Source organism: Bradyrhizobium sp. AZCC 1577, from assembly GCF_036924575.1.
Classification (GTDB): Bacteria; Pseudomonadota; Alphaproteobacteria; order Rhizobiales; family Xanthobacteraceae; genus Bradyrhizobium.
The window spans coordinates 5,350,344-5,370,247 of record NZ_JAZHRQ010000001.1; the positions used below are offsets into that span (position 1 = coordinate 5,350,344).

A 19,904-nucleotide genomic window follows, 5' to 3' on the forward strand; every position below is an offset into this window, starting at 1 on the left:
TCGACGCACCCTGGGAGGACAAGATGATGACATTCCTGACGCGGCGCACCGCCCTACTGGCGGCCGCCACCTGCGCCGCTACGCTCGGTCTGACCGCCATCGCCGAGGCGCAAACCTCGATCAAGATCGGCTACGCGATTTCGCGCACCGGCCCTAACACCGGAGGCGCTGCGGTCACCACCATCCCCAACTACGAATTGTGGGTGAAGGAGGTGAATGCCGCCGGTGGCATCAAGCTCGGCGACAAGCGGGTCCCGATCGAGGTCGTGCACTATGACGACCGCTCCAACGCCGAAGAGGCGGTGCGCGCGCTCGAGAGGCTGATCAACCAGGACAAGGTCGATTTCATCCTGCCGCCATGGGGCACCGGCCTCAATCTGGCGATTGGTCCGACGCTCAATCGCGAAGGCTATCCGCACCTCGCCGCCACAGCCGTGACCGACCGCGCCCCCGAACTCGCCAAGCGCTGGCCCAACAGTTTCTGGCTGCTCGGCACCAGCGCGGACGCCGCAAAATCGCTGGTCGAATTGCTGAACAAGTTGCGCGACGAAAAGAAGATCGGTGACACCGTGGCAATGGTCAGCATTGCCGACGGCTTCGGGATCGATCTGTCGTCGGCAGCGCGGCCGGCACTCACCAATGCGAAGTTCAAGCTCGCTTACGACAAGAGCTATCCGATCGGCACGCAGGATCTGGCGCCGATCGTGAACGAGATCAAGGCGCTCAACCCGGATGTCTTCATTGCCTTCAGCTATCCGCCCGATACTCTGGCGCTGACCGAGCAATCGCGCATCGCAGGCCTCAATCCGAAGGTCTTCTATACCGGGGTCGGCACCGCCTTTCCGCTCTATCGGCAAAAATTCGGCAAGAACACCGAAGGCGTGATGGGCATCGGCGGCTGGAGCGGCGACAGTCCGGCGATCAAGGACTATCTCGCCCGCCACAAGGCCGCCGCCGCCAACGGGGCGGAGCCGGACCGCTGGGCGAGTGCAGTCACTTATGCCAGCCTGCAGATGCTGCAGCAGGCGATCGAGCGCGTCGGCAAGATCGACCGCGCCGCCGTGATCAAGGATCTGCAGACCGGCACGTTCGACACCGTGATCGGCCAGGTCAAGCTCGAGAACAACATGCCGACCCGTTACTGGTGGGTCGGCCAGTGGCAGGGCGGCGAGTTCTATGGCATCGCACCGGCGAAGAACGAAGGCGCGCGCGCCGCGATCGTTCCGAAGCCGGCGTGGGTGGCGCCGTAACGTCAAGACAGAGACGCGGCCAGCACGCCAATGACCAACGCCATTCTGACCGGCCTGATGCTGGGCGGCATGTATGCGCTCATCGCCATGGGGCTCACGCTCCAGTACGGCGTTGCGCGCATCATGAACCTCTCCTACGGCGAGTTCCTGATCGCCGCCGCCTTTGCATCGCACTGGCTGTTCACGGGCTGGGCGATCAGTCCGTTTGTCGGACTGGCGCTGGTCGTTCCCCTCGCCTTCGTGCTGAACTTTGCAATCTACAAATTGCTGCTGACGCCGTTGGTGCGACGCGCGCCCAACCGAGACGCGCTCGAGGTCGACAGCATTCTCGCAACCTTTGGCCTCACCTTCGTCATTCAGGGCTTGATGCTCGCCCTGTTCGGCGGCGCCTACTACAGCTATTCGTTCCTGGCCTTCCCGGTGCAGTTTCTCGGTGAGACGGTCGCAGCCAACCGCCTCGCCGCGCTCGGCATCACCATCCTGCTCGGTCTGGCGCTGTATGCCGCGACGCGGACACGCGCCGGCACGGCGGTACGCGCCGTAGCCGTCGATCCTTTCGCCGCCCAGCTTGTCGCCATCAACGTGCCGCAGGCCTCCGCCCTGACATTTGCATTGGGTGGCGCGCTGGTCGCCGCCGCCGGTGTGCTGGTCAGCACCTTTCTTACCTTCAGCGCGTCATCCGGCGTCGTCTTCACGATGAAGGCCTTGATCGTCGTCGTGATGGGCGGCGTCGGCAACATGCTGGGCTGCCTGGTCGCAGGCCTGGCGCTTGGTCTCAGCGAGGCGCTGGTTGCCTCCTATGTCGATCCCGGGCTCACGCTTGCAGTCAATTTCGCGCTGTTTCTCGCCGTGCTGCTGGTGAAGCCGGCCGGCCTGTTTGGCAGGGCGACGCGATGAGCACGCGTATCGCCGGCTTCGGTGCCACAGCGCTCGCAGCGCTTGCGCTGCTGGCGCTCGTTCCGCGCCTCGGCAACGCCTACTACCTCGCGCTCGCCATCAGCCTTTTGCAATACACCGTGCTGGCGACGGCGTGGGGCATGTTCTCTGGGCCCACCCGCTACGTCTCATTGGCAACGACCGCCTTCTTTGGTGTCGGCGCCTATACCGTTGCCGTGCTCGGCGAGATCTTGCCATGGCCGCTCGTGCTGCTGACCGCAGCGGCGCTCGGCGCCATTGTGGCTGGCATCGTCGGGCTCTCGACGCTGCGCTTGAGTGGCGTCTACTTCGTCATCTTCACCTTTGGACTGACCGAACTGATCCGCCAACTCGTGGTCTGGTTCGAGGTCAACAAGTCGCGCGTGCTCGGGCGCTATGTCTTCGTCAATATCACCCAAGCCGACATTTACTGGCAATTGCTGGCGCTGACCGCCGCGGTATTCCTGCTGGGCTGGCTGATCGCGCGCTCGCGCCTCGGCTTTGCGCTGCGGGTGATCGGCGAAGACGAGACCGTCGCAGAACATTGCGGGATCAATACTACTTTTGCCAAGGTCGCCCTGTTCACGATCAGCGCCACGGTCATGACACTGGTCGGCGCGATCATGGCGCCGCGCTGGACCTATATCGAGCCGTCGATCGCCTTCAATTCGATGATCTCGTTTCAGGTGCTGATCATGGCGCTGCTCGGCGGCGCGCACCGGCTGTGGGGGCCGGTACTCGGCGCCGTGCCGCTGACGCTACTGTTCGAACTGCTGAGTGCGCGCTTTCCGAACACGTTCACCATCATCCTCGGCTGCATCTTCCTGCTGATCGTCTACATGCTGCCGAGGGGCGTCGCGGGATTGTTCGAGAAGCTGTCGACGACGGCGGGCGGCAAAGCCAGGCAACGGGCGACCGCATGAGCCAGGGCAGCGGAACACCCGTGCTGACGATCAGTGGGTTGCGGCGCGCGTTCGGCGGGCTCGTCGCGGTCAACGATCTCGACTTTACGGTCGCCCAAGGCGAAATCATGGGCCTGCTCGGCCCCAACGGGTCGGGCAAGACCACGGCGCTCAATCTGATCTCGGGCGTGCTGCGCCCCGATGCCGGCACCATCCGCCTGATGGGCCAGAACATCGCGGGCCTTGCGTCGTACCGGATCGCGCGGCTCGGATTGGCGCGGACATTCCAGCTCGTCCGCGTGCTCGACGGCATGGATTGCCGCGAGAACATCAAGGCGGGATTGGCGTTCCCGAGACCGCATCTGCCCACCTCCGAGGCAGAACTGCGGATCGACGCGCTGCTTGATCGCGTCGGTCTTGCCGGGCACGACCGGCGGCCCGCGGCGGACCTCACCTATATCGACCGCAAGCGCCTGGAACTCGCACGCGCCCTCGCGGCAAAGCCGCGGCTATTGCTGCTCGACGAGTGGCTCGCCGGCCTTAATCCATCCGAGCTTGCGATCGGCATCGACCTGATCCGATCATTGCGGGCTGACGGAATCACCATTGTGCTGGTCGAGCATGTGATGAGCGCGGTTCGCGCCCTGTGCGACCGCTGCATCGTCATGAGCAGCGGACGCAAGATCGCCGAAGGCGCCACCGTGGACGTGCTGAGCGATGCGGCCGTTGTGAAGGCCTATCTTGGCGGGGTAGCCGCCGATGCTTGAGGTCAAAAATCTCAGCCTCGCTTATGGCCTGCATCGGGCGCTCGACGGCGTCGCCCTCAGCGTCGGCCACCGTGAGATCGTAACGATCCTGGGCGCCAATGGCGCCGGCAAGACTTCGCTCCTGAAAGCCATCGCGGGCGTCGTGCGTACGCTTCCCGGCAAGCAGGTGAGCCTCGGCGGCCGCGACATCTCCGCGCTTGCCGCCCACGACATCGTCGAAAGCGGGCTGGCGCTGGTGCCGGAAGGCCGCGGCATCTTTGGCGACCTCACGGTGAAGGAAAATCTTCTGCTCGGCGCCAACCCGAAGCGCGCCCGCGAGGGCGAAGCGGCGCGGCGCGAGCAAGTGCTTGCGCTGTTTCCGCGCCTGCGCGAACGCGCCGCCCAGATCGCGCGCACCATGAGCGGCGGCGAACAGCAGATGCTCGCCATCGGCCGCGCGCTGATGTCCAATCCGGATATCCTGCTGCTGGACGAGCCGTCGCTCGGGCTCTCGCCCGCGATGGTGCAGGAGTTGTTCGCCACCTTGCTGCGGGTGCGCGAGGCCGGTGTCGGGCTTTTGCTCGTCGAACAGAACGCGCAGGAGAGCCTGCGGATCGCCGATCGCGGTTATGTGCTCGAGAACGGCGTCATCGTTGGACACGGCACTGCCGACCAGTTGAAAGCCGATCCCGCCGTCCAGCGCGCCTATCTCGGCGGCGTACCGCCGGCCACCGCATCATCATCGTAACGCACGCGTGAGGAGAGAAAGCCATGTATGAAATTTCGCTGCTGCTCGAGAGCAAGGATGTCCCGGCATCGAACGGCGCGACGTTCGATCGCCTCAACCCGGTCACCGGCGATCTCGCAAGCCGCGCCGCGGCAGCCCAGATCGCGGATGCGAAGCGCGCGGCCGACACTGCGGCCGCCGCTTTCCCCGCATGGTCCGCTACCGGTCCGAACGCGAGACGCGCGATCCTGTTGAAGGCTGCCGATCTTCTGGCATCGAAGGCACCCCAGTTCATCGAGTTGATGGCGGCGGAGACCGGCGCGACAGCCGGCTGGGCCGGCTTCAATGTTCACTTGGCCGCCGGCATGCTGCGCGAAGCGGCGGCCATCACCACGCAGATTTCGGGCGAAGTCATCCCCTCCGACAAGCCGGGCTGTATCGCGATGGCCGTGCGCCAGCCCGCCGGCGTGGTGTTGAGCATGGCGCCGTGGAACGCGCCGGTTATTCTCGGCGTTCGCGCCATCGCGCTGCCGCTCGCTTGCGGCAACACCGTGGTGCTGAAGGCCTCCGAAATCTGCCCGGGCACCCACCGGCTGATCGCCGAATGCCTGCGCGATGCCGGACTGCCGCCGGGCGTCCTCAACGTCATCACCAACGCGCCGGAAGATGCCCCTGCCCTGATCGAAATGCTGATCGGCCATCCAGCCGTGCGGCGCGTCAATTTTACCGGCTCGACGCGCGTCGGCCGCATCATCGCGCAGGTGGCGGCAAAGTACCTCAAGCCTGCCCTGCTCGAACTCGGCGGCAAGGCGCCGATGATCGTGCTCGACGATGCCGACATCGACGCCGCCGTAGCCGCCGCAGCGTTCGGCGCCTTCATGAACCAGGGCCAGATTTGCATGTCGACCGAGCGCCTCGTCGTCGACGAGAAGATTGCCGACGCCTTCGTAACAAAGCTCGCGGCGAAGGCCGGATCGCTCGTCGCCGGCGATCCGCGCAAGGGGAACGCGCCGCTGGGATCGCTGATCGGCACCGATGCCGCGGCCCGCATTCAGGCCCTGATCAACGACGCCGTCAGCAAAGGCGCCAAGGTGGTCGCAGGCGGGCGCAGCGAGGGCACGCTGATGTCGGCAACCGTGATCGACGGCGTCAACTCGTCGATGCGGATCTACGGCGAGGAGTCATTCGGCCCGGTGGTCTGCGTCGTGCGCGTCAACGGCGCGGACGAAGCCGTTCGCGTCGCCAATGACACCGAATACGGGCTATCGGCAGCGGTATTCGGACGCGACATCGCGCGCGCGTTCGAGGTCGCCAAGCGCATCGATTCCGGCATCTGCCACGTCAACGGGCCCACCGTTCACGACGAGGCGCAGATGCCATTCGGCGGCGTCAAGGCGTCGGGCTATGGCCGCTTCGGCGGCAAGGCCGGCATCGCCGAATTCACCGAATTGCGCTGGATCACGATCGAGACCGGACCGCAGCACTATCCGATCTAACGCATGGCAGGAATGCGAGACGTCAGCTCTTGTTCTTGACGCGGAAGATCACCGGCAGCGTGAACGTCAGGCCCTCGTCGGCAATGATGGGTGGCGGCATCGGCACCGGATCCGAGCGGCGCACCATTGCCAGCGCCGCCTCGTCGAAGGCCGGATCGCCTGACCCCTTCTCGATATCGGTCGAGAGCACGCGGCCCATGCGGTCGAGCGTGAAGCGAATCTGGATCTCGGCGGACTTTTGCTGCCGTTCCTTCGGGTAGCGCTTGTGCTTGTCGAGATGCGCGACCAGCTCCTTTTGCCAGGTCGCGCGCACGCGTCGTGCGCTCTCGCCGGTGCCGATCACCGGTGCGATGGAACGCTGCCCTTCCGGAATGTCCTCTGAACTCGGCGTCGCGGTCGCCTCGGAGGCAACCGACTCGGTCGACGCCTGCGTCTGCACCGCCGCGATCTTCGGATCGTCCTCTTTCGGCTTCTTCGACTCGTTCTCCGTCACCACCCGGTCGGCCTCTTCAGGCTCCGTCGGCTTGTCCTGCGGCAGCTCGGTTTCCTTGACCTCGGCCTTCTGCTCGGCGAGCTGCGGCGACGCCGCGGAAGCATCGGTATCCGGACCCGGCGGCAGATCGGTCACCTCGCGGTGAACGGAGGCCATTTCGAGCCCGATCTCGATTGCCGACGCGCCGAGGGCGTCATCGGCTTCTTCGGTCTGCAAATGCGCGATCGCCAGCGCCGCGCCGCCAATGTGGAGCGCGAGCGCAATCACCGCGGCAGAAATCCAGAGCCGCCGCGAAGGCTTTTGCTCGTCGAGGCCGGTCAAGGCTTTGCCGGCGCCGCTTGCGCCGCCGCTGCTTCGGGAACGCCTTCGAGCGCCACCAGCTTGATTTTGGAATAGCCGCCGGCGCGCAGGATTTCGAGCACGTCCATCAATTCGCCATAGGGCACGGCGCGGTCAGCGCGCAGGAAGACGTGGCGCTCCTTGCTGCTGTCCGGCATCGCATCGAGCGAGCGCACCAGGTCGACGCGCTTGACCATGTTCTCACCGATCGCAACCGAGAGGTCCGGCTTGATGCTCACATAAGTCGGCTTGTCCGGCTTCTTCTGCGGGGTTGCGGTCGACGTCGGCAAATCGACCGGCAGGTCGACGGTCGACAAGGGGGCTGCGACCATGAAGATGATCAGGAGGACGAGAATGACGTCGATGAACGGCGTGACGTTGATCTCGTGCGATTCCGCGAAATCGCTGTCGTCATCGAGGTCGTGTTCTGCAATTGACGCGCCCATCGCCTACTCCGCCGCCGCCGCGCGCGAATGCGAACTACCGTGCGAGCTGATGTGCGTGCGGTCGAGATCGCGCGACAGCAGCCGTCCCGCGGCGCCCGATGCTCGGCTGACCAGTTCCATGTAGCCCTTGGTCACCCGCGAAAAGTGATTGTAGATGATGACGGCCGGGATCGCAGCGACGAGACCGATCGCGGTCGCAAGCAGCGCTTCGGCGATGCCGGGCGCCACCACGGCGAGGTTCGTGGTCTGCGATTTCGAAATGCCGATAAAACTGTTCATGATGCCCCAGACCGTACCGAACAGGCCGACAAAGGGCGACGTCGCGCCGATGGTCGCCAACAGCCCCATGCCGAGCCGGATCCGACGCGCCTCGGCGCGCACGATTTCCGAAAAGCTCGACGCGGCGCGCTCCTTGATGCCGGCGTCGCTCGAGATGCCCGCCGATAGCCGCGCCTCGCGCATCGCTGCCGCAAGGAAGGACGACAGTACGCTGCCCTTGGCGCCCAGCGCGAATTGCGCTTCCGCCAGCGACCTCGCGTCGGCGATCTTGGCGAGCGCCCTGCGCAGCTTGCGCTGAACGACCGCCAATTCGAACATCTTCGCGATGAAGACGGTCCAGGTCACGAGCGAGGCAAAGGCGAGACCGATCATCACGGCCTTCACCACAACGTCGGCATCCTTGTACATGGACCACGGCGACAATTCGCGCGGCGCAACCGTCGTTGCCTTCAACGAGGTGCCTTCTCGCCCGGCCGGCGCGGCGGTCGCGTCTGAGCTTGCGGTTGGTGCAACCGGCGCGGCGGCTGCCGTCGGCTGAGTTGCCTGGACCGGCGCCGCTGGGGCTTGCGAAACCGCGGGCGCCTGTTGAACCGGGGACGCAGGCGGCGCTGCGGGTGCGACATTCTGCTGGGCCCAGGATGGCGCCGCCAGCGACAGCATGGCCAGCGCCGAGATCACAGCCAATGTCGTCGCGCGAGAAAGAGACATATTCATACTTAGGCCCAGTAGCGGATAAGGTTATGATAGATACCGGTCAATTTGACCGTTTCAGGGTCGTCTCGCCCAGGCCGCTCCACCAGGGCCGGGATCGAATATCGAGATCGAAGATCGGGCTGCGGGCGTAGCCATCCCGTATCATGCTCTGCAGCCAGAAAAAAGCGCCCCCGCATACCTCGTGTGACCGGCGTGACCAGATGCAAACGAGACGCAGGATAACGCACGAACTCCCCGGCCGCGAGCTGATTTCGTGGGAACCTCAGGGGTTCTCCGCCACCAGCTCACCGCCATCATATTCCTCCCGTCCGACAGGACATGCCGCTGACGAAATTCAGTTCGCGGCAGCCGACGTGCGGCGGACAATCCTGCGCCGTAGGTACCCAGCGAAAATTTTGCGGTCAACGCGGTTGGGGCAAGACGTCGCTTGAATCCATCCAGATCAAAACGATTCTAATTTGCGGTCCGTTCGACAGCCATGAATGAGATTGCGAGCCACGCCGTCGCCATCGCCGATCCTCACGCGTGCGCTGCCGCAACCTTTCCAATTGTTTAGGATTCTCAAGCGCTCGTGCATGTACGCCCCGAGGGCGCCGAGACAATATCTGTCTCCGCAGGGAACCGTTCTGGGTGCCATTGCCTGTTTTCCGAAACACGTAGGTCGGCATGTCGAGATCACGCACCATCCGTTGGGTCTTGTTGGTCGCAGCGATTGCCGGGCTGGGCTATTTGGGCTGGCAGCGATTCCACGGCGAGGAACACCCGGCGCAGGCTGACGGGAAGCGCGCGCCGGCCCGCACCGCCGTCCCCGTCAAGACCGCCCCGGTCGAGAAGGCCGATTTTCCGGTCTATCTGACCGGGCTTGGCACCGTGCAAGGTTTCAACACCGTCGTAGTGCGCAGCCGCGTCGACGGCCAGATCAATCGAATTGCGTTTCAGGAAGGCCAGTTCGTCAAGGAGGGCGATACCCTGGCCGAGATCGATCCGCGGCCGTTCCAGGCCGTGCTCGATCAGGCCAAGGCCAAGAAGGCGCAGGACGCAGCCAATCTTGCCAATGCCAGTCTCGACCTGCAGCGCTCTACCAGGCTCGGCGAATTCGCGACCCGGCAACAGACCGATACGCAGCGCTCGACCGTCGCGCAACTGACGGCGCAGGTTGAGGCCGACACGGCAGCGATCTCCAACGCCCAAACCCAGCTTGATTACGCCACCGTCAAGGCACCGATTTCCGGTATCGCCGGGCTGCGCCAGGTCGATGTCGGCAATATCGTCAACGCCGCAACCCAGACCGGCATCGTCACCATTGCCCAGATCGAGCCGATCGCGGTGATCTTTACCGCGCCGGAGGACCAGTTGCCGGATATCAAGGCAGCGCTGGCCACCGGTTCTCCCAAAGTGATCGCTCTTTCCACCGACGGCAAGCGGGAGCTGTCCACCGGCACGCTCTCGCTGATCAACAACCAGGTCGACACCTCGAGCGGGACGATCAGGCTCAAGGCGGTATTCGACAACAAGGATCACGCGTTGTGGCCCGGCCAGTCGGTTTCGACGCGGCTGCTCGTTGCGACACTGAAAGACGCCACCGTGATTCCGGATGACGCTGTTCAGCATGGCGCCGACGGTCTCTACGCCTACGCGGTCAACCAGGACAACAAGGCCGAGCTCCGCAAGATCAAGGTGACGCGCTCGATCGACGGCCGCTCGGTAGTCGATGAGGGACTTTCGCTCGGCGAGCAGGTGATCACGGCAGGTCAATTCAAGGTTCTGCCCGGCTCGCTCGTGACCACGGCGATCGCCAGTTCCGATCCGGCCCAAGCCAAGGTTGCCCAGGAATGAGCGGCGGAATCTCCGCGCCCTTCATTCGCTACCCGATCGGCACCTCGCTGATGATGGCGGGCATCATGTTCGTCGGCCTCGTCGCCTACCCGCTGTTGCCCGTCGCCCCCCTGCCGCAAGTCGACTTCCCGACCATCCAGGTCACCGCCAACCTGCCGGGCGGCAGCCCGGAAACCATGGCCTCGTCGGTGGCGCAACCGCTTGAGCGCCAGTTCGCGCAGATTCCGGGCGTCGCGCAGATGACGTCTACGAGCTATCTCGGTACGACCGCAGTCAACATCCAGTTCGATCTCAACCGCTCGATCGACGCGGCCGCCAACGACGTGCAGGCCGCGATCAATGCGGCCAGCGGCCAGTTGCCGAAAAACCTCCCCTCGCCCCCGATCTATCGCAAGGTCAACCCGGCGGATTCGCCGATCCTGATCATGGCGGCGACTTCGGACACGCTGCCGCTCACGACCGTCAGCGACTCCGTGGACGCCCAGCTCGCGCAGCAGATCAGCCAGATCTCAGGCGTCGCCCAGGTCATCATCGGAGGCCAGCAGAAGCCGGCGATCCGCATTCAGATCGACCCGGCGAAACTCGTCGCCAAGGGCCTGTCACTGGAGGACGTGCGCAGCCAGATCGCGATCACGACCGTTGACAGCCCCAAGGGCAATATCGACGGCGAGCGGCGTGCTTACACCATTTACGCCAATGATCAGCTAACGGATTCCAAGGACTGGAACGACGTCATCATCGCCTATCGCAATGGCGGTCCGTTGCGGATCCGCGATATCGGCCAGGCCGTCACCGGCCCGGAGGACGCCAAGCAGGCGGCTTGGGCCAACGGCAAGCGCGGCGTATTCCTGGTGATATTCAAGCAGCCCGGCGCCAACGTCATCGAGACCGTCGACCAGATCAAGGGGACGCTGCCCCGGCTACTCGCTGCGCTCCCACCGGCTATCAAGGTCGAGGTGATGAGTGATCGCACCACGACGATCCGTGCCGCGGTCGAGGACGTCCAATTCACCATGCTGCTCACGATCGCGCTGGTCGTGATGGTGATATTCATCTTCCTGCGCAATTTCTGGGCGACGGTAATCCCGGCGGTGACGGTGCCATTGGCGCTGCTTGGCGCCTGCGCGCTGATGTGGGTGTGCGGCTATTCGCTCGACAATCTCTCGCTGATGGCGCTCACCATTGCCGTCGGCTTCGTGGTCGACGACGCCATCGTGATGCTGGAGAACATTACGCGATACATCGAGCAAGGCGAAAAACCGCTGGCCGCTGCCTTCAAGGGCGCCAGCGAAATCGGCTTCACGATCGTGTCGATCAGCATCTCGCTGATCGCGGTGCTGATCCCGCTACTGCTGATGGGCGGCATCATCGGCCGGCTGTTCCGCGAATTCGCGGTGGTCCTCGCAATGACCATCTTCGTGTCGATGATCGTGTCGCTGACGCTGACGCCGATGATGGCCTCGCGCTTCCTGCGCGCGCATGGCGAGGTCAGACACGGCCGGTTCTATCAACGGAGCGAGCGCGCCTTCGATGCGATGCTGCACTTCTACGAGCGCGGCCTCGATCTCGCGCTGCGCTGGAAGTTGACGACCCTGATGATCTTCTTCGCCACGCTCGGTCTGTCGGTCTATCTGTTCGTGATCATCCCGAAGGGCTTCTTCCCGCAGCAGGACAATGGCCTGATCACCGCCACGTCGGAAGCCAGCCAGGACATCTCATTCGCCGACATGAAGCGTCGTCAGGAGCAACTCGGAAGGATCGTGCAGGCCGACCCTGATGTGGCCTCGGTCGCGATGGCGATCGGCGGCACCGGACGTGCTGGCAATAACGGCAATCTCTACATCACGCTGAAGCCGCGCGACGAGCGCAAGGCATCCGCGCAGCAGATCATCGCGCGCCTGCGTCCGCAGCTCGAGAAAGTCGATGGCGCCCGTCTCTATATGCAGGCGGCCCAGGACGTTCGCCTCGGCGGCCGGCCGACCCGAACCCAGTTCGAATTCACGCTGCAGGACGCCAATTTGGCCGAGCTGAACGAATGGGCGCCCAAAATCCTGGCCAAGATGCAGACGCTGCCGCAGCTTCGCGATGTTGCGACCGACCAGCAGACCAACGGCACCACGCTCGAGCTGAAAATCAACCGCGACACAGCCGCGCGTTACGGCATCCAGCCGCAACTGATCGACGACACGCTGTATGACGCGTTCGGCCAGCGCCAGGTGACGCAGTACTTTACGCAGCTCAACACCTACAAGGTGGTGCTCGAAGTGCTGCCGGAATTGCAGGGCAGCCTCGACACCCTGAACAAGATCTACCTGAAATCGCCAATCACCGGCGACCAGGTGCCACTTTCGACCTTTGCCACCTGGACCAGCGTGCCGGTGCGGCCGCTGTCGATCAGCCATCAGGGCCAATTCCCGGCAACCACGATCAGCTTCAATCTCGCGCAGGGCGTGGCACTGGGCCAGGCGACCAACGCAATTCAACAAGCGATGGTCGAACTCGGCGCGCCGACGACGCTCAATTCGAGCTTCCAGGGCACGGCGCAGGCATTCCAGCAATCGCTCGGCACGGTGCCGCTGTTGATTCTCGCAGCGCTCGTGGTGGTGTACCTGATCCTCGGCATTCTCTACGAAAGCTACATCCACCCGCTCACGATTCTATCCACGCTGCCGTCCGCGGGCGTCGGTGCGCTCGCCATCCTGATGCTGTTCGGATTCGATTTCAGCCTGATTGCCCTGATCGGGATCGTGCTTCTCATCGGCATCGTGAAGAAGAACGGCATCATGATGGTCGATTTTGCGATCACGGCCGAACGCGACGAGCGTCTGGAGCCGGAAGCCGCGATCCGCAAGGCGGCGCTACTGCGATTTCGCCCGATCATGATGACGACGATGGCGGCGATGCTCGGCGGGGTGCCGCTGATGCTCGGCACCGGCACGGGATCGGAAATTCGCCAGCCGCTCGGTTATGCCATGGTCGGCGGCCTGCTCGTCAGCCAGGCGCTGACGCTGTTCACAACGCCGGTGGTCTATCTCTATCTAGACCGGCTTTCGAACGCGTTTGCGCGCTGGAGCCGTTCGACCGGTTCGCACCATGATGCGCATCCGGACGCACACGGCTCGGTCAAGCAAGCGGCCGAATGACTTGACTTTGGCCGGCAACCGACACATCCGAAGGTAGTTTCCTTCGGAGCCGGTTCAGTGAAAATTCCAATCAAATTAGTGGTTGTTGCCGCGGCGCTATTCGGCATGTGCGGCCATGGCCAAGCCCAGGCGCTCAAGACCAAGAATGCTGCGCCCGCGGCGCAGGCACCGCCAGCTCCCACCGCCGGCCCGGCCGAGGGCGCCAATACGCCCGCGCCTCCCGGCTGGGTTGCGCGGTGCAGCAGCGCCAGCCGCGGCGCGCCACTCGAATGCGCGATCGAGCAAAGCGCCGTCCTGACCAAGACCGGTCAGTTGATCGTGCTGATCAGTATCCGCGTATCGGCCGAAACCCGCGCACCGGTCGGTATCGTGCAATTGCCGCTCGGGCTCAACCTGCCGGCCGGAGCCAAGCTTCAGGTCGACGACGGCATGACGTCCGACCTGCAGGTTCAGACCTGCGAGGCGCGCGGCTGCTACGCCAACACCCAGATTTCGCCTGACATGCTGGCCGCGTTGAAAGCCGGCAAACAGTTGAAGGTCTCGTTCCAGAATATGGCCAAGGAAACGATCACGATTCCGATGCCGCTGGCGGATTTCGCCGCGGCATATGAGAAGATCAAGTAGGCTCCGCCATTGCGACGAGGAGCAACGCCGCGCCATTCGCGCCGTCATGCCCCGCGCATGCGGGGTATCCAGTACGCCGCGGCCTATCGATAGTCACCTGCTGTCTCTGGAATACTGGATCGCCCGCATGCGCGGGCGATGACAGCTTAGGATCGGCTGCTACTGTCGCGCCATCTCCGCGGCACCCACGCCCTCGCCATCCAGCTTTTGGTCGGCATGCATGTCGACCGACACCTTCAGCAACCGACCGGTGAATTCGAACCGCGGCAAGCGCCGCCCGCGCCACCCTGCAATTCGTTGGAAAATGCCCCTCCTTCCACGCTTGCCAAGGCCCGGACCGAGCGAGTAGAACGACGCACCAGCGAAAGCGGCGATTTGCAAAATCCCGCTCCAGCCGATTGCCCGAACATCCATGTAAGACATTGATGTTATTGAGCAATTCTTGGGGAATGGTGTAACGGTAGCCTATCGGGTTCTGGGCTAAGCCATTGATATCCCTAACCCGGTTTTGCAATGCCACCCCATTTTGATCCGGCTGTTTCCGGCCACTTCTGAGCAGTTTGCAAAACTCTGCAACGATGCGGGATGGGCCTAAATCTGCCCCTCACCCATCGCCGCGGTCCGGACTAGGAGGCCTGGCTGATCTTCTATGGCGACCTGCATGTCGCATGATCGGCATGCGATCTGGCTTTGCGCTTGCTGGTTCAATTCCAGCCAAACTTGATTGCCGTATCCTGTACTGCTTTATCCATCCGTAGCGTAGCGCTAAGGTTTCTACTCCCTCCGGCTCCGCCATCGCTAACCCCTTGAAAACATTAGATGATACAACGCGTTTTAAGCGCGCGTTTGTCACAGACCCCCGTCACATCCGACCGCCAGCGCGGTCGGCAGTAAAGGGGGCTCGACCGCAATGTATCTGCAACGCCGCAACGGAGTTTACTGGTTTCGTAAGGCCACTCCGCTAGATCTCATCAACGTCATGGGCCAAACCGACGTTCGCTGCTCATTGCGAACGACCCGGCGTGATGTGGCCAAGCGGAGGGCCGGTCAGTTGCTGGTTGCACTTGAACACGTTTACGAGGTGCTGCGCTCGGAAGAGCCGTTGGAGCCAACCAAGGTACTGTTGGGCAACCTCGCACAAGATTTTGCAAATAATGGAGCTGGCACACCAGAAGGCTTCGACATCGCATCTCTACAGCTAAAGCGGGCGACCGACACGCTCGGAAGACGCTGGCGATGCTGCCAACACCAAGCGGCTACCGCTTAAGCCCGACCAGATTAGCAAGCTCTTTGCGATCACTGGCACAGCTTCGACAAAGACGGCTCTCTATTGGCTTCCCCTGCTCCTGCTAACGACCGGCGCGAGACCAAACGAGCTGGCGCAGTTACAGACCGACGACCTACACATGTCGTTCAACGGACGGCCGCATCTAAATTTGCTTTGCCTTCTTGACGATGATGATGAGGCTGCAAATCCAACTGAGAAAGCAGAGGCTGAAAACGATCCGCGCAGGGTAAAGACTGCAGCGGGACGGCGCATGATCCCGCTCCACTCGATATTGATCAAGGCTGGCTTCATCCGGTTCGTTGAGGGGCGCCACAACGGCAAAGCCAAGCAATTGTTTCGTGAATTGCATCCAGACCAACATGGTTTCTGGAGTTCGGCCATTACCAAGCGCCTCAACCGTATCATTCGAGGGAAACTGAAGATCTCCAATCGGAAATATAGTACCTACTCTCTCCGACACAGCTTCATCGACGCATGCAAAAGCGCCGGTATCTCGGAAGAGACGCGTATGAAATTCGTCGGCCACCAGCTTGGTGGCGTGCACGGAATCTATGGCAATCCATACGTGCTGCCGCATGAGAGCGAACTGATCGATTCAGTCAGCTTCGAGGGAGTTGATTTCGCACATTATCCCATTAGGGCGTGAACCCATAAATTCGAGCGGTCGGCGGAACGTCCGCTTTGGTGCGCATTCCGGACTCGAGTCGGATATCGCGCGAGGTCAGAAAAGTGCCAATAAGCGACGTCCCCTGTCACTCGATTACCTCATCGGCGCGGGTCAGTAGGGTTGCAGGAGGACGGTTGGCAGCCGCTTCTCTCGCGCGATCGCCGCGATCGGCTCACTGGAAATAAGCAGGAGATTGGTCTGAAGCACAACGACCACGTCGACCTGCTCGCGCGCGAACTGCGGGATTGGATGTTGCCGCATACATTCTAGAACTCGCGGCGACTGAGGCCCGCAAAGAGAGCGACGACACAACCAGCAAGCAGGATTGACAAAGGGCGAAGGTCGACCACACTCGGAGAAGAAACATCAAAATCAAACGGGAGAGGATGCCACGATGACGATCGATCGATTGCTTTTCACCGTGTTGTTATCCGGCCTATCGTTTCTACCGACTGCCGTGCTGGCGCAGACGGGCGACGCTCCGGGCGGGAAGGCCCCACCTAAGCTTGTCCTATTCCTGGTGGTCGACGGCTTTCCGCAGGAGCAACTGGTCAAGTACTACGACCAGTATGGAGAGCGCGGCTTCCGCACGTTGCTCGATCGAGGCGCCTGGTACGGCAACAATCACTACAGCCACGCAACCACCTACACCAGCGTCGGTCACGCGACGCTGCTCTCCTGCGCCCATCCTTACAAGCATGGCGTGGTCGGCAACGACTGGATCGACAAGAAGACCGGCAAACGCATCTATTCGACCGAGGACGACCGCCACAAGTACATCGGCGAGGATACGCCGCAGCACTCGGGTACGTCGCCGTTCAACATAAAGGTCACTGCGGTCGGTGACGAGCTCATCTACGCCAACGGCAAGTCGAAGGTGACCGCGATCTCCGGCAAGGACCGATCCGCGATCGGCCTCGCGGGCCACCACGGCACCGCTTATATGCATTCGACCGTCACGGGGCGCTTCATCACGTCCGACTACTACATGCCGGACTACCCAGGCTGGTGGAAGGCATTTTACGAAGGCAAGCCGCAAGACAGGTATTTCGGCAAAAGCTGGGACCCGCTGCTGCCCGAGGAGGCTTATTCGCGCTCGACCTCCGACGACCGGCCCTGGACGACGCGCTACAAGGGGCTCGGCTCGCGCTTCCCGCATGCGACCGCCGGCGGTGCCTCGACGCCCGACAAGGCATACTACGATGCCATGATGTGGACGCCGTGGGGTGACTTGCTCACCCTCGACTTCGTAAAGGCTGCGATCGAGGGCGAGAACCTCGGCAACAATCCGGCCGGCGCAACCGACATTCTGGCGGTCAGCTGGACTAGCCACGACTACGTCAATCACCTGTTCGGTCCGGAAAGCCGGCAGTCGCACGACCAGACGATCCGGCTCGACCGGGTGTTCGGTGAGCTGTTCGCCTTCATCGACCAGCGGATCGGGCTGCAGAACGTTCTGATCACGTTGTCGGCCGATCACGGCTTCATGAACATCCCCGAGTTCAGCGCGAGCCGCCGGCTCGACGCCGGCCGCATCGATCCAGACAAAATGATCGAGGGCGTCAACGCGGCGCTGTCGGCGAAATTCGGCGAAGGCAAGTATGTGACGGCGTGGTGGAACCCGAATCTCTATGTCGACTATCGGCTGCTGGAGGAGCGCAAGCTCAATCCGGCGGAGGTCGAAGCTGCGGCGCAGGCATTCCTGCGGTCGTATCCCGGTGTCGAGACTGTTTTCACCCGCACGCAGCTCGAGAACGGTCAGATGCCGAATACCAAGCTGGCGCGCCAAGTGACGCTTGCCTGGCACCAGCAGATCAGCGGCGACATCGTAGTCATGAATAAGCCGAACTGGTACCTGTTCGCCAAACCCACGACTTATGCGTCAACGCACGGATCGCCCTGGGCGTATGACACCAACGTGCCGCTGGCGATGTACGGACCAAGCTGGATCAAGGCCGGCAAGTACGGCGATTCGGAAGTAGTTGACCTCGCGCGGACGATCGCCTTCATCTTGAACGTCCGCCCGCCAAACGGCTGCGAAGGCCGTGTGCTTTCGGAGATACTGAACTGACGGGCATGGGTAGGTCATCCTCCAGCAATGCCGTGATGCCGCGGGAGGCGTTCCATTGCAGCTGTCGTCGCGGAAGGGCCAGGGCCCTGATCTCTCCGGTGTTCGAGTCGAAATGTCTGCAACGGGTCGATGCTGTCGAAAAAGGCCCTGTGGCGATCGGCCTGCTGTTGGGAAAGCGGTTTCGGCGTCTTTCTGGCTGGGCGTCACGGCCTGCTCGGCGAACACCTCGCCCGAATTGCCGTGCCACTTACGCAATCGACACGGACCCCTGACCTGTTGGCGGGCCGAGTAGATGGAGCGCCATCGTCTTGAGGTTCTGCACGATGGCGGTAAGGTGAAACTCGTCACGGGCGCCGGAGAGACCTCTGAGCCGCATGCGTTCGAAACCGTGGTGGGTCTTGAGTTGAGCAAAGCGCATCTCGACGCGCTTGCGTTCATCCCGCGATTTGAGAAAGCGCTTTGTCCCCATCAGCCGTCGCGCCATATCGCGGGCATCTTCGTGAATGTCACGGGGTACCTGTCGGGCAGCCATATTCGGACAGCATCTCAGCTTCAGCGCACACACATCGCAGTCGTTGGAGGCGCGGTAGCGGAGCATGTTGCCGTCGTGCACGGTGCCGGTGGTGTGTAGCACTTTGTTGTTTGGACAGATGTAAACGCCGCGCCGTCTGTCCCAGCGAAAGTCACTGCGCGAAAAGGTGCCGTCATCGCGCTCGCTTGCGTCGCGAACTGGAATATGTGGAGCAATCCCGCGGCCAACCAGCCAGCCGAGGAAACGGCCCGTTCCATAAGCGGTGTCAGCAGCAAGCCGCTTCGGCTTCAAACTAAAGCGATGTTCGGTTCGATCGAGCATCGTCTTTGTGGACTCGACCTCGTCATAGGTGCGCGCGGGCGTTGGTTCAACGTCGACAATGACTGCGTGCTCGACGTCGATGAGATAGTTGAGCCCATACCCGAACTGCACGCGCTTGTGGCTTTCGCCGTCCACGCCGACAACGGGTCGGAGGGCGAGATCACCTTCGGTGGCTTGCGATCCGGCGCTGCGGGCGGCGTCCCGTCAGAACCGCCACCACGGCTATCGTTGCCTTCATGGTCCTGGGCCTCCGCCTCGAGTCCAGCCAGATACTCGGCCACGGCACGCTTCTGTCGTTGCGCATCGGTCCAGTCCAGTTCGTCCGGCGCTTTGCCGTGATAGCGGCTGGCATTGGCCTCCATCACGCTTGCATCCACCGCGAACCCCTCGCCCTTGACGAGGCCCGCGAGCATGCAGGCTGCAACCACGCGCTCGAAAATATGGCGCAGGATCTCGCTCTCACGGAAGCGGCCAAGCCGGTTCACCGAGAAGGTCGAATGGTGCGGAACCTTGTCGTCGAGATCGAGCTTGCAGAACCAGCGATAAGCAAGGTGCAGCGCCACTTCCTGACACAGCCGGCGCTCATGACGAATGCCATAGCAATAACCGACCAAAAGCATCCGGATCATCAGCTCGGGATCCACCGAGGGCCGGCCGATGTCGCTGTAAAACGGCTTTAGCTGCTGGTGCAAATCGGCCAGAACGGCTGTCGCAAACACATTGATCCGTCGCAACAGGTGGTCAGTCGGGATCATCTCGTCGAGGCTGCCCCTGATCTCGTCCTGCCGCCCCATCATCGCCGACTCTCCTGCCGTCTCCTCAGCAGGAATCATTGTTCGCTCGGCTCCTCAAGCCCTTTTTCGACAGCATCGGTCATTCGCGTCGGTTTGGCCGCGTACCGACGACTTCCGCTCTACCCCTGATAGTGTTGCAAAAACGCGCGGCTAATTTTCCGCGAAAGAACGAAATAAGCGACAATCGCCGGTCAATGTAGCCTCAGACCCGTTGTCAGAATCGCCGGTGAGTTTAGCGCCCCCACGTTATAATTCGATCGTCGCGCCTATGGCTCTAAGAATTTGAGTCGCATGCTGCAAAAAGACTTTTGCAACACTATC

17 protein-coding genes and 2 pseudogenes are annotated in these 19,904 nt (G+C 62.7%); 12 read left to right on the top strand and 7 right to left on the bottom strand.

What is annotated here, in order from left to right; translation table 11 throughout:
* Positions 1 to 26: 26 nt before the first annotated feature.
* From V1278_RS25570 to V1278_RS25595, 6 genes are read left to right on the top strand one after another with little or no spacing between them, the layout of a single operon-like run.
* Entirely contained in the window at positions 27 to 1,250 is a 1,224-nt protein-coding gene (locus V1278_RS25570) for an amino acid ABC transporter substrate-binding protein (protein ID WP_442893827.1), read from the top strand.
* 30 nt (positions 1,251 to 1,280) lie between these two features.
* Positions 1,281 to 2,147, top strand: a complete 867-nt coding sequence (locus tag V1278_RS25575) for a branched-chain amino acid ABC transporter permease (RefSeq protein WP_334382583.1) — start codon at positions 1,281 to 1,283, stop codon at positions 2,145 to 2,147.
* Positions 2,144 to 3,088: a branched-chain amino acid ABC transporter permease gene (locus V1278_RS25580; protein WP_334382584.1), complete on the top strand. Its 945-nt coding sequence runs from the start codon at positions 2,144 to 2,146 to the stop codon at positions 3,086 to 3,088. The genes V1278_RS25575 and V1278_RS25580 overlap by 4 nt, the downstream gene beginning before the upstream one ends.
* Complete coding sequence (locus tag V1278_RS25585; RefSeq protein ID WP_334382585.1) at positions 3,085 to 3,834, top strand: ABC transporter ATP-binding protein; 750 nt, start codon at positions 3,085 to 3,087, stop codon at positions 3,832 to 3,834. The genes V1278_RS25580 and V1278_RS25585 overlap by 4 nt, the downstream gene beginning before the upstream one ends.
* Positions 3,827 to 4,561, top strand: coding sequence for an ABC transporter ATP-binding protein (locus tag V1278_RS25590; RefSeq protein ID WP_334382586.1), 735 nt, complete (start codon positions 3,827 to 3,829; stop codon positions 4,559 to 4,561). The genes V1278_RS25585 and V1278_RS25590 overlap by 8 nt, the downstream gene beginning before the upstream one ends.
* Positions 4,562 to 4,584: 23 nt before the next feature.
* Positions 4,585 to 6,036 carry an aldehyde dehydrogenase gene (locus tag V1278_RS25595; protein WP_334368286.1) on the top strand — a complete coding sequence of 484 codons (1,452 nt, stop codon included), beginning with the start codon at positions 4,585 to 4,587 and terminating at the stop codon, positions 6,034 to 6,036.
* A 22-nt stretch (positions 6,037 to 6,058) separates the two neighbouring features.
* On the opposite strand, the gene V1278_RS25600 is transcribed toward V1278_RS25595, so the two are convergent.
* From V1278_RS25600 to V1278_RS25615, 4 genes and pseudogenes are all read right to left on the bottom strand, one after another.
* A complete protein-coding gene (locus V1278_RS25600) occupies positions 6,059 to 6,850 on the bottom strand; it encodes an energy transducer TonB (protein ID WP_334382587.1) in 792 nt (263 codons plus the stop codon).
* Positions 6,847 to 7,314, bottom strand: coding sequence for a TonB system transport protein ExbD (exbD, locus tag V1278_RS25605; RefSeq protein WP_334382588.1), 468 nt, complete (start codon positions 7,312 to 7,314; stop codon positions 6,847 to 6,849). The genes V1278_RS25600 and exbD overlap by 4 nt, the downstream gene beginning before the upstream one ends.
* Positions 7,315 to 7,317: 3 nt before the next feature.
* Positions 7,318 to 8,301 (bottom strand): tonB-system energizer ExbB, encoded by a 984-nt coding sequence (exbB, locus tag V1278_RS25610; RefSeq protein ID WP_442893739.1) that lies wholly within the window; start codon positions 8,299 to 8,301, stop codon positions 7,318 to 7,320.
* Positions 8,302 to 8,309: 8 nt separating this feature from the next.
* Positions 8,310 to 8,611, bottom strand: a pseudogene (locus V1278_RS25615) (PKHD-type hydroxylase); the annotation flags it as partial.
* 362 nt (positions 8,612 to 8,973) lie between these two features.
* Between V1278_RS25615 and V1278_RS25620 the strand changes: the two are divergent.
* Genes V1278_RS25620 through V1278_RS25630 form a run of 3 tightly spaced genes read left to right on the top strand, consistent with a single transcriptional unit; the run spans position 8,974 to position 13,910 of the window.
* Positions 8,974 to 10,143, top strand: a complete 1,170-nt coding sequence (locus tag V1278_RS25620) for an efflux RND transporter periplasmic adaptor subunit (protein ID WP_334382590.1) — start codon at positions 8,974 to 8,976, stop codon at positions 10,141 to 10,143.
* Positions 10,140 to 13,286, top strand: a complete 3,147-nt coding sequence (locus tag V1278_RS25625) for a multidrug efflux RND transporter permease subunit (RefSeq protein ID WP_334382591.1) — start codon at positions 10,140 to 10,142, stop codon at positions 13,284 to 13,286. Before V1278_RS25620 ends, V1278_RS25625 begins: the two co-directional genes overlap by 4 nt.
* 57 nt (positions 13,287 to 13,343) lie before the next feature.
* Complete coding sequence (locus V1278_RS25630) at positions 13,344 to 13,910, top strand: invasion associated locus B family protein (protein ID WP_442893738.1); 567 nt, start codon at positions 13,344 to 13,346, stop codon at positions 13,908 to 13,910.
* A gap of 159 nt (positions 13,911 to 14,069) precedes the next feature.
* Here the strand turns inward: V1278_RS25630 and V1278_RS25635 are convergent, their stop codons facing one another.
* Complete coding sequence (locus tag V1278_RS25635) at positions 14,070 to 14,324, bottom strand: hypothetical protein (protein ID WP_334382592.1); 255 nt, start codon at positions 14,322 to 14,324, stop codon at positions 14,070 to 14,072.
* A 496-nt stretch (positions 14,325 to 14,820) separates the two neighbouring features.
* Between V1278_RS25635 and V1278_RS25640 the strand changes: the two genes are divergently transcribed.
* Both V1278_RS25640 and V1278_RS25645 read left to right on the top strand, forming a co-directional pair.
* On the top strand, positions 14,821 to 15,177 hold the full coding sequence (locus V1278_RS25640; RefSeq protein WP_334382593.1) for a DUF6538 domain-containing protein: 357 nt from the start codon (positions 14,821 to 14,823) through the stop codon (positions 15,175 to 15,177).
* Positions 15,178 to 15,316: 139 nt separating this feature from the next.
* A complete protein-coding gene (locus tag V1278_RS25645) occupies positions 15,317 to 15,844 on the top strand; it encodes a hypothetical protein (RefSeq protein WP_334382594.1) in 528 nt (175 codons plus the stop codon).
* Positions 15,845 to 15,976: 132 nt separating this feature from the next.
* On the opposite strand, the gene V1278_RS25650 is transcribed toward V1278_RS25645, so the two are convergent.
* The gene (locus tag V1278_RS25650; protein ID WP_334382595.1) at positions 15,977 to 16,126 is read right to left on the bottom strand and encodes a hypothetical protein; all 150 of its coding nucleotides are present in this window, start codon (positions 16,124 to 16,126) and stop codon (positions 15,977 to 15,979) included.
* Positions 16,127 to 16,259: 133 nt separating this feature from the next.
* On the opposite strand from V1278_RS25650, the gene V1278_RS25655 reads away from it, so the two are divergent.
* Positions 16,260 to 17,936: an alkaline phosphatase family protein gene (locus V1278_RS25655; protein ID WP_334382597.1), complete on the top strand. Its 1,677-nt coding sequence runs from the start codon at positions 16,260 to 16,262 to the stop codon at positions 17,934 to 17,936.
* 247 nt (positions 17,937 to 18,183) lie between these two features.
* On the opposite strand, the pseudogene V1278_RS25660 reads toward V1278_RS25655, so the two are convergent.
* A pseudogene (locus V1278_RS25660) lies at positions 18,184 to 19,586 on the bottom strand (IS1182 family transposase).
* Positions 19,587 to 19,904: the final 318 nt, after the last annotated feature.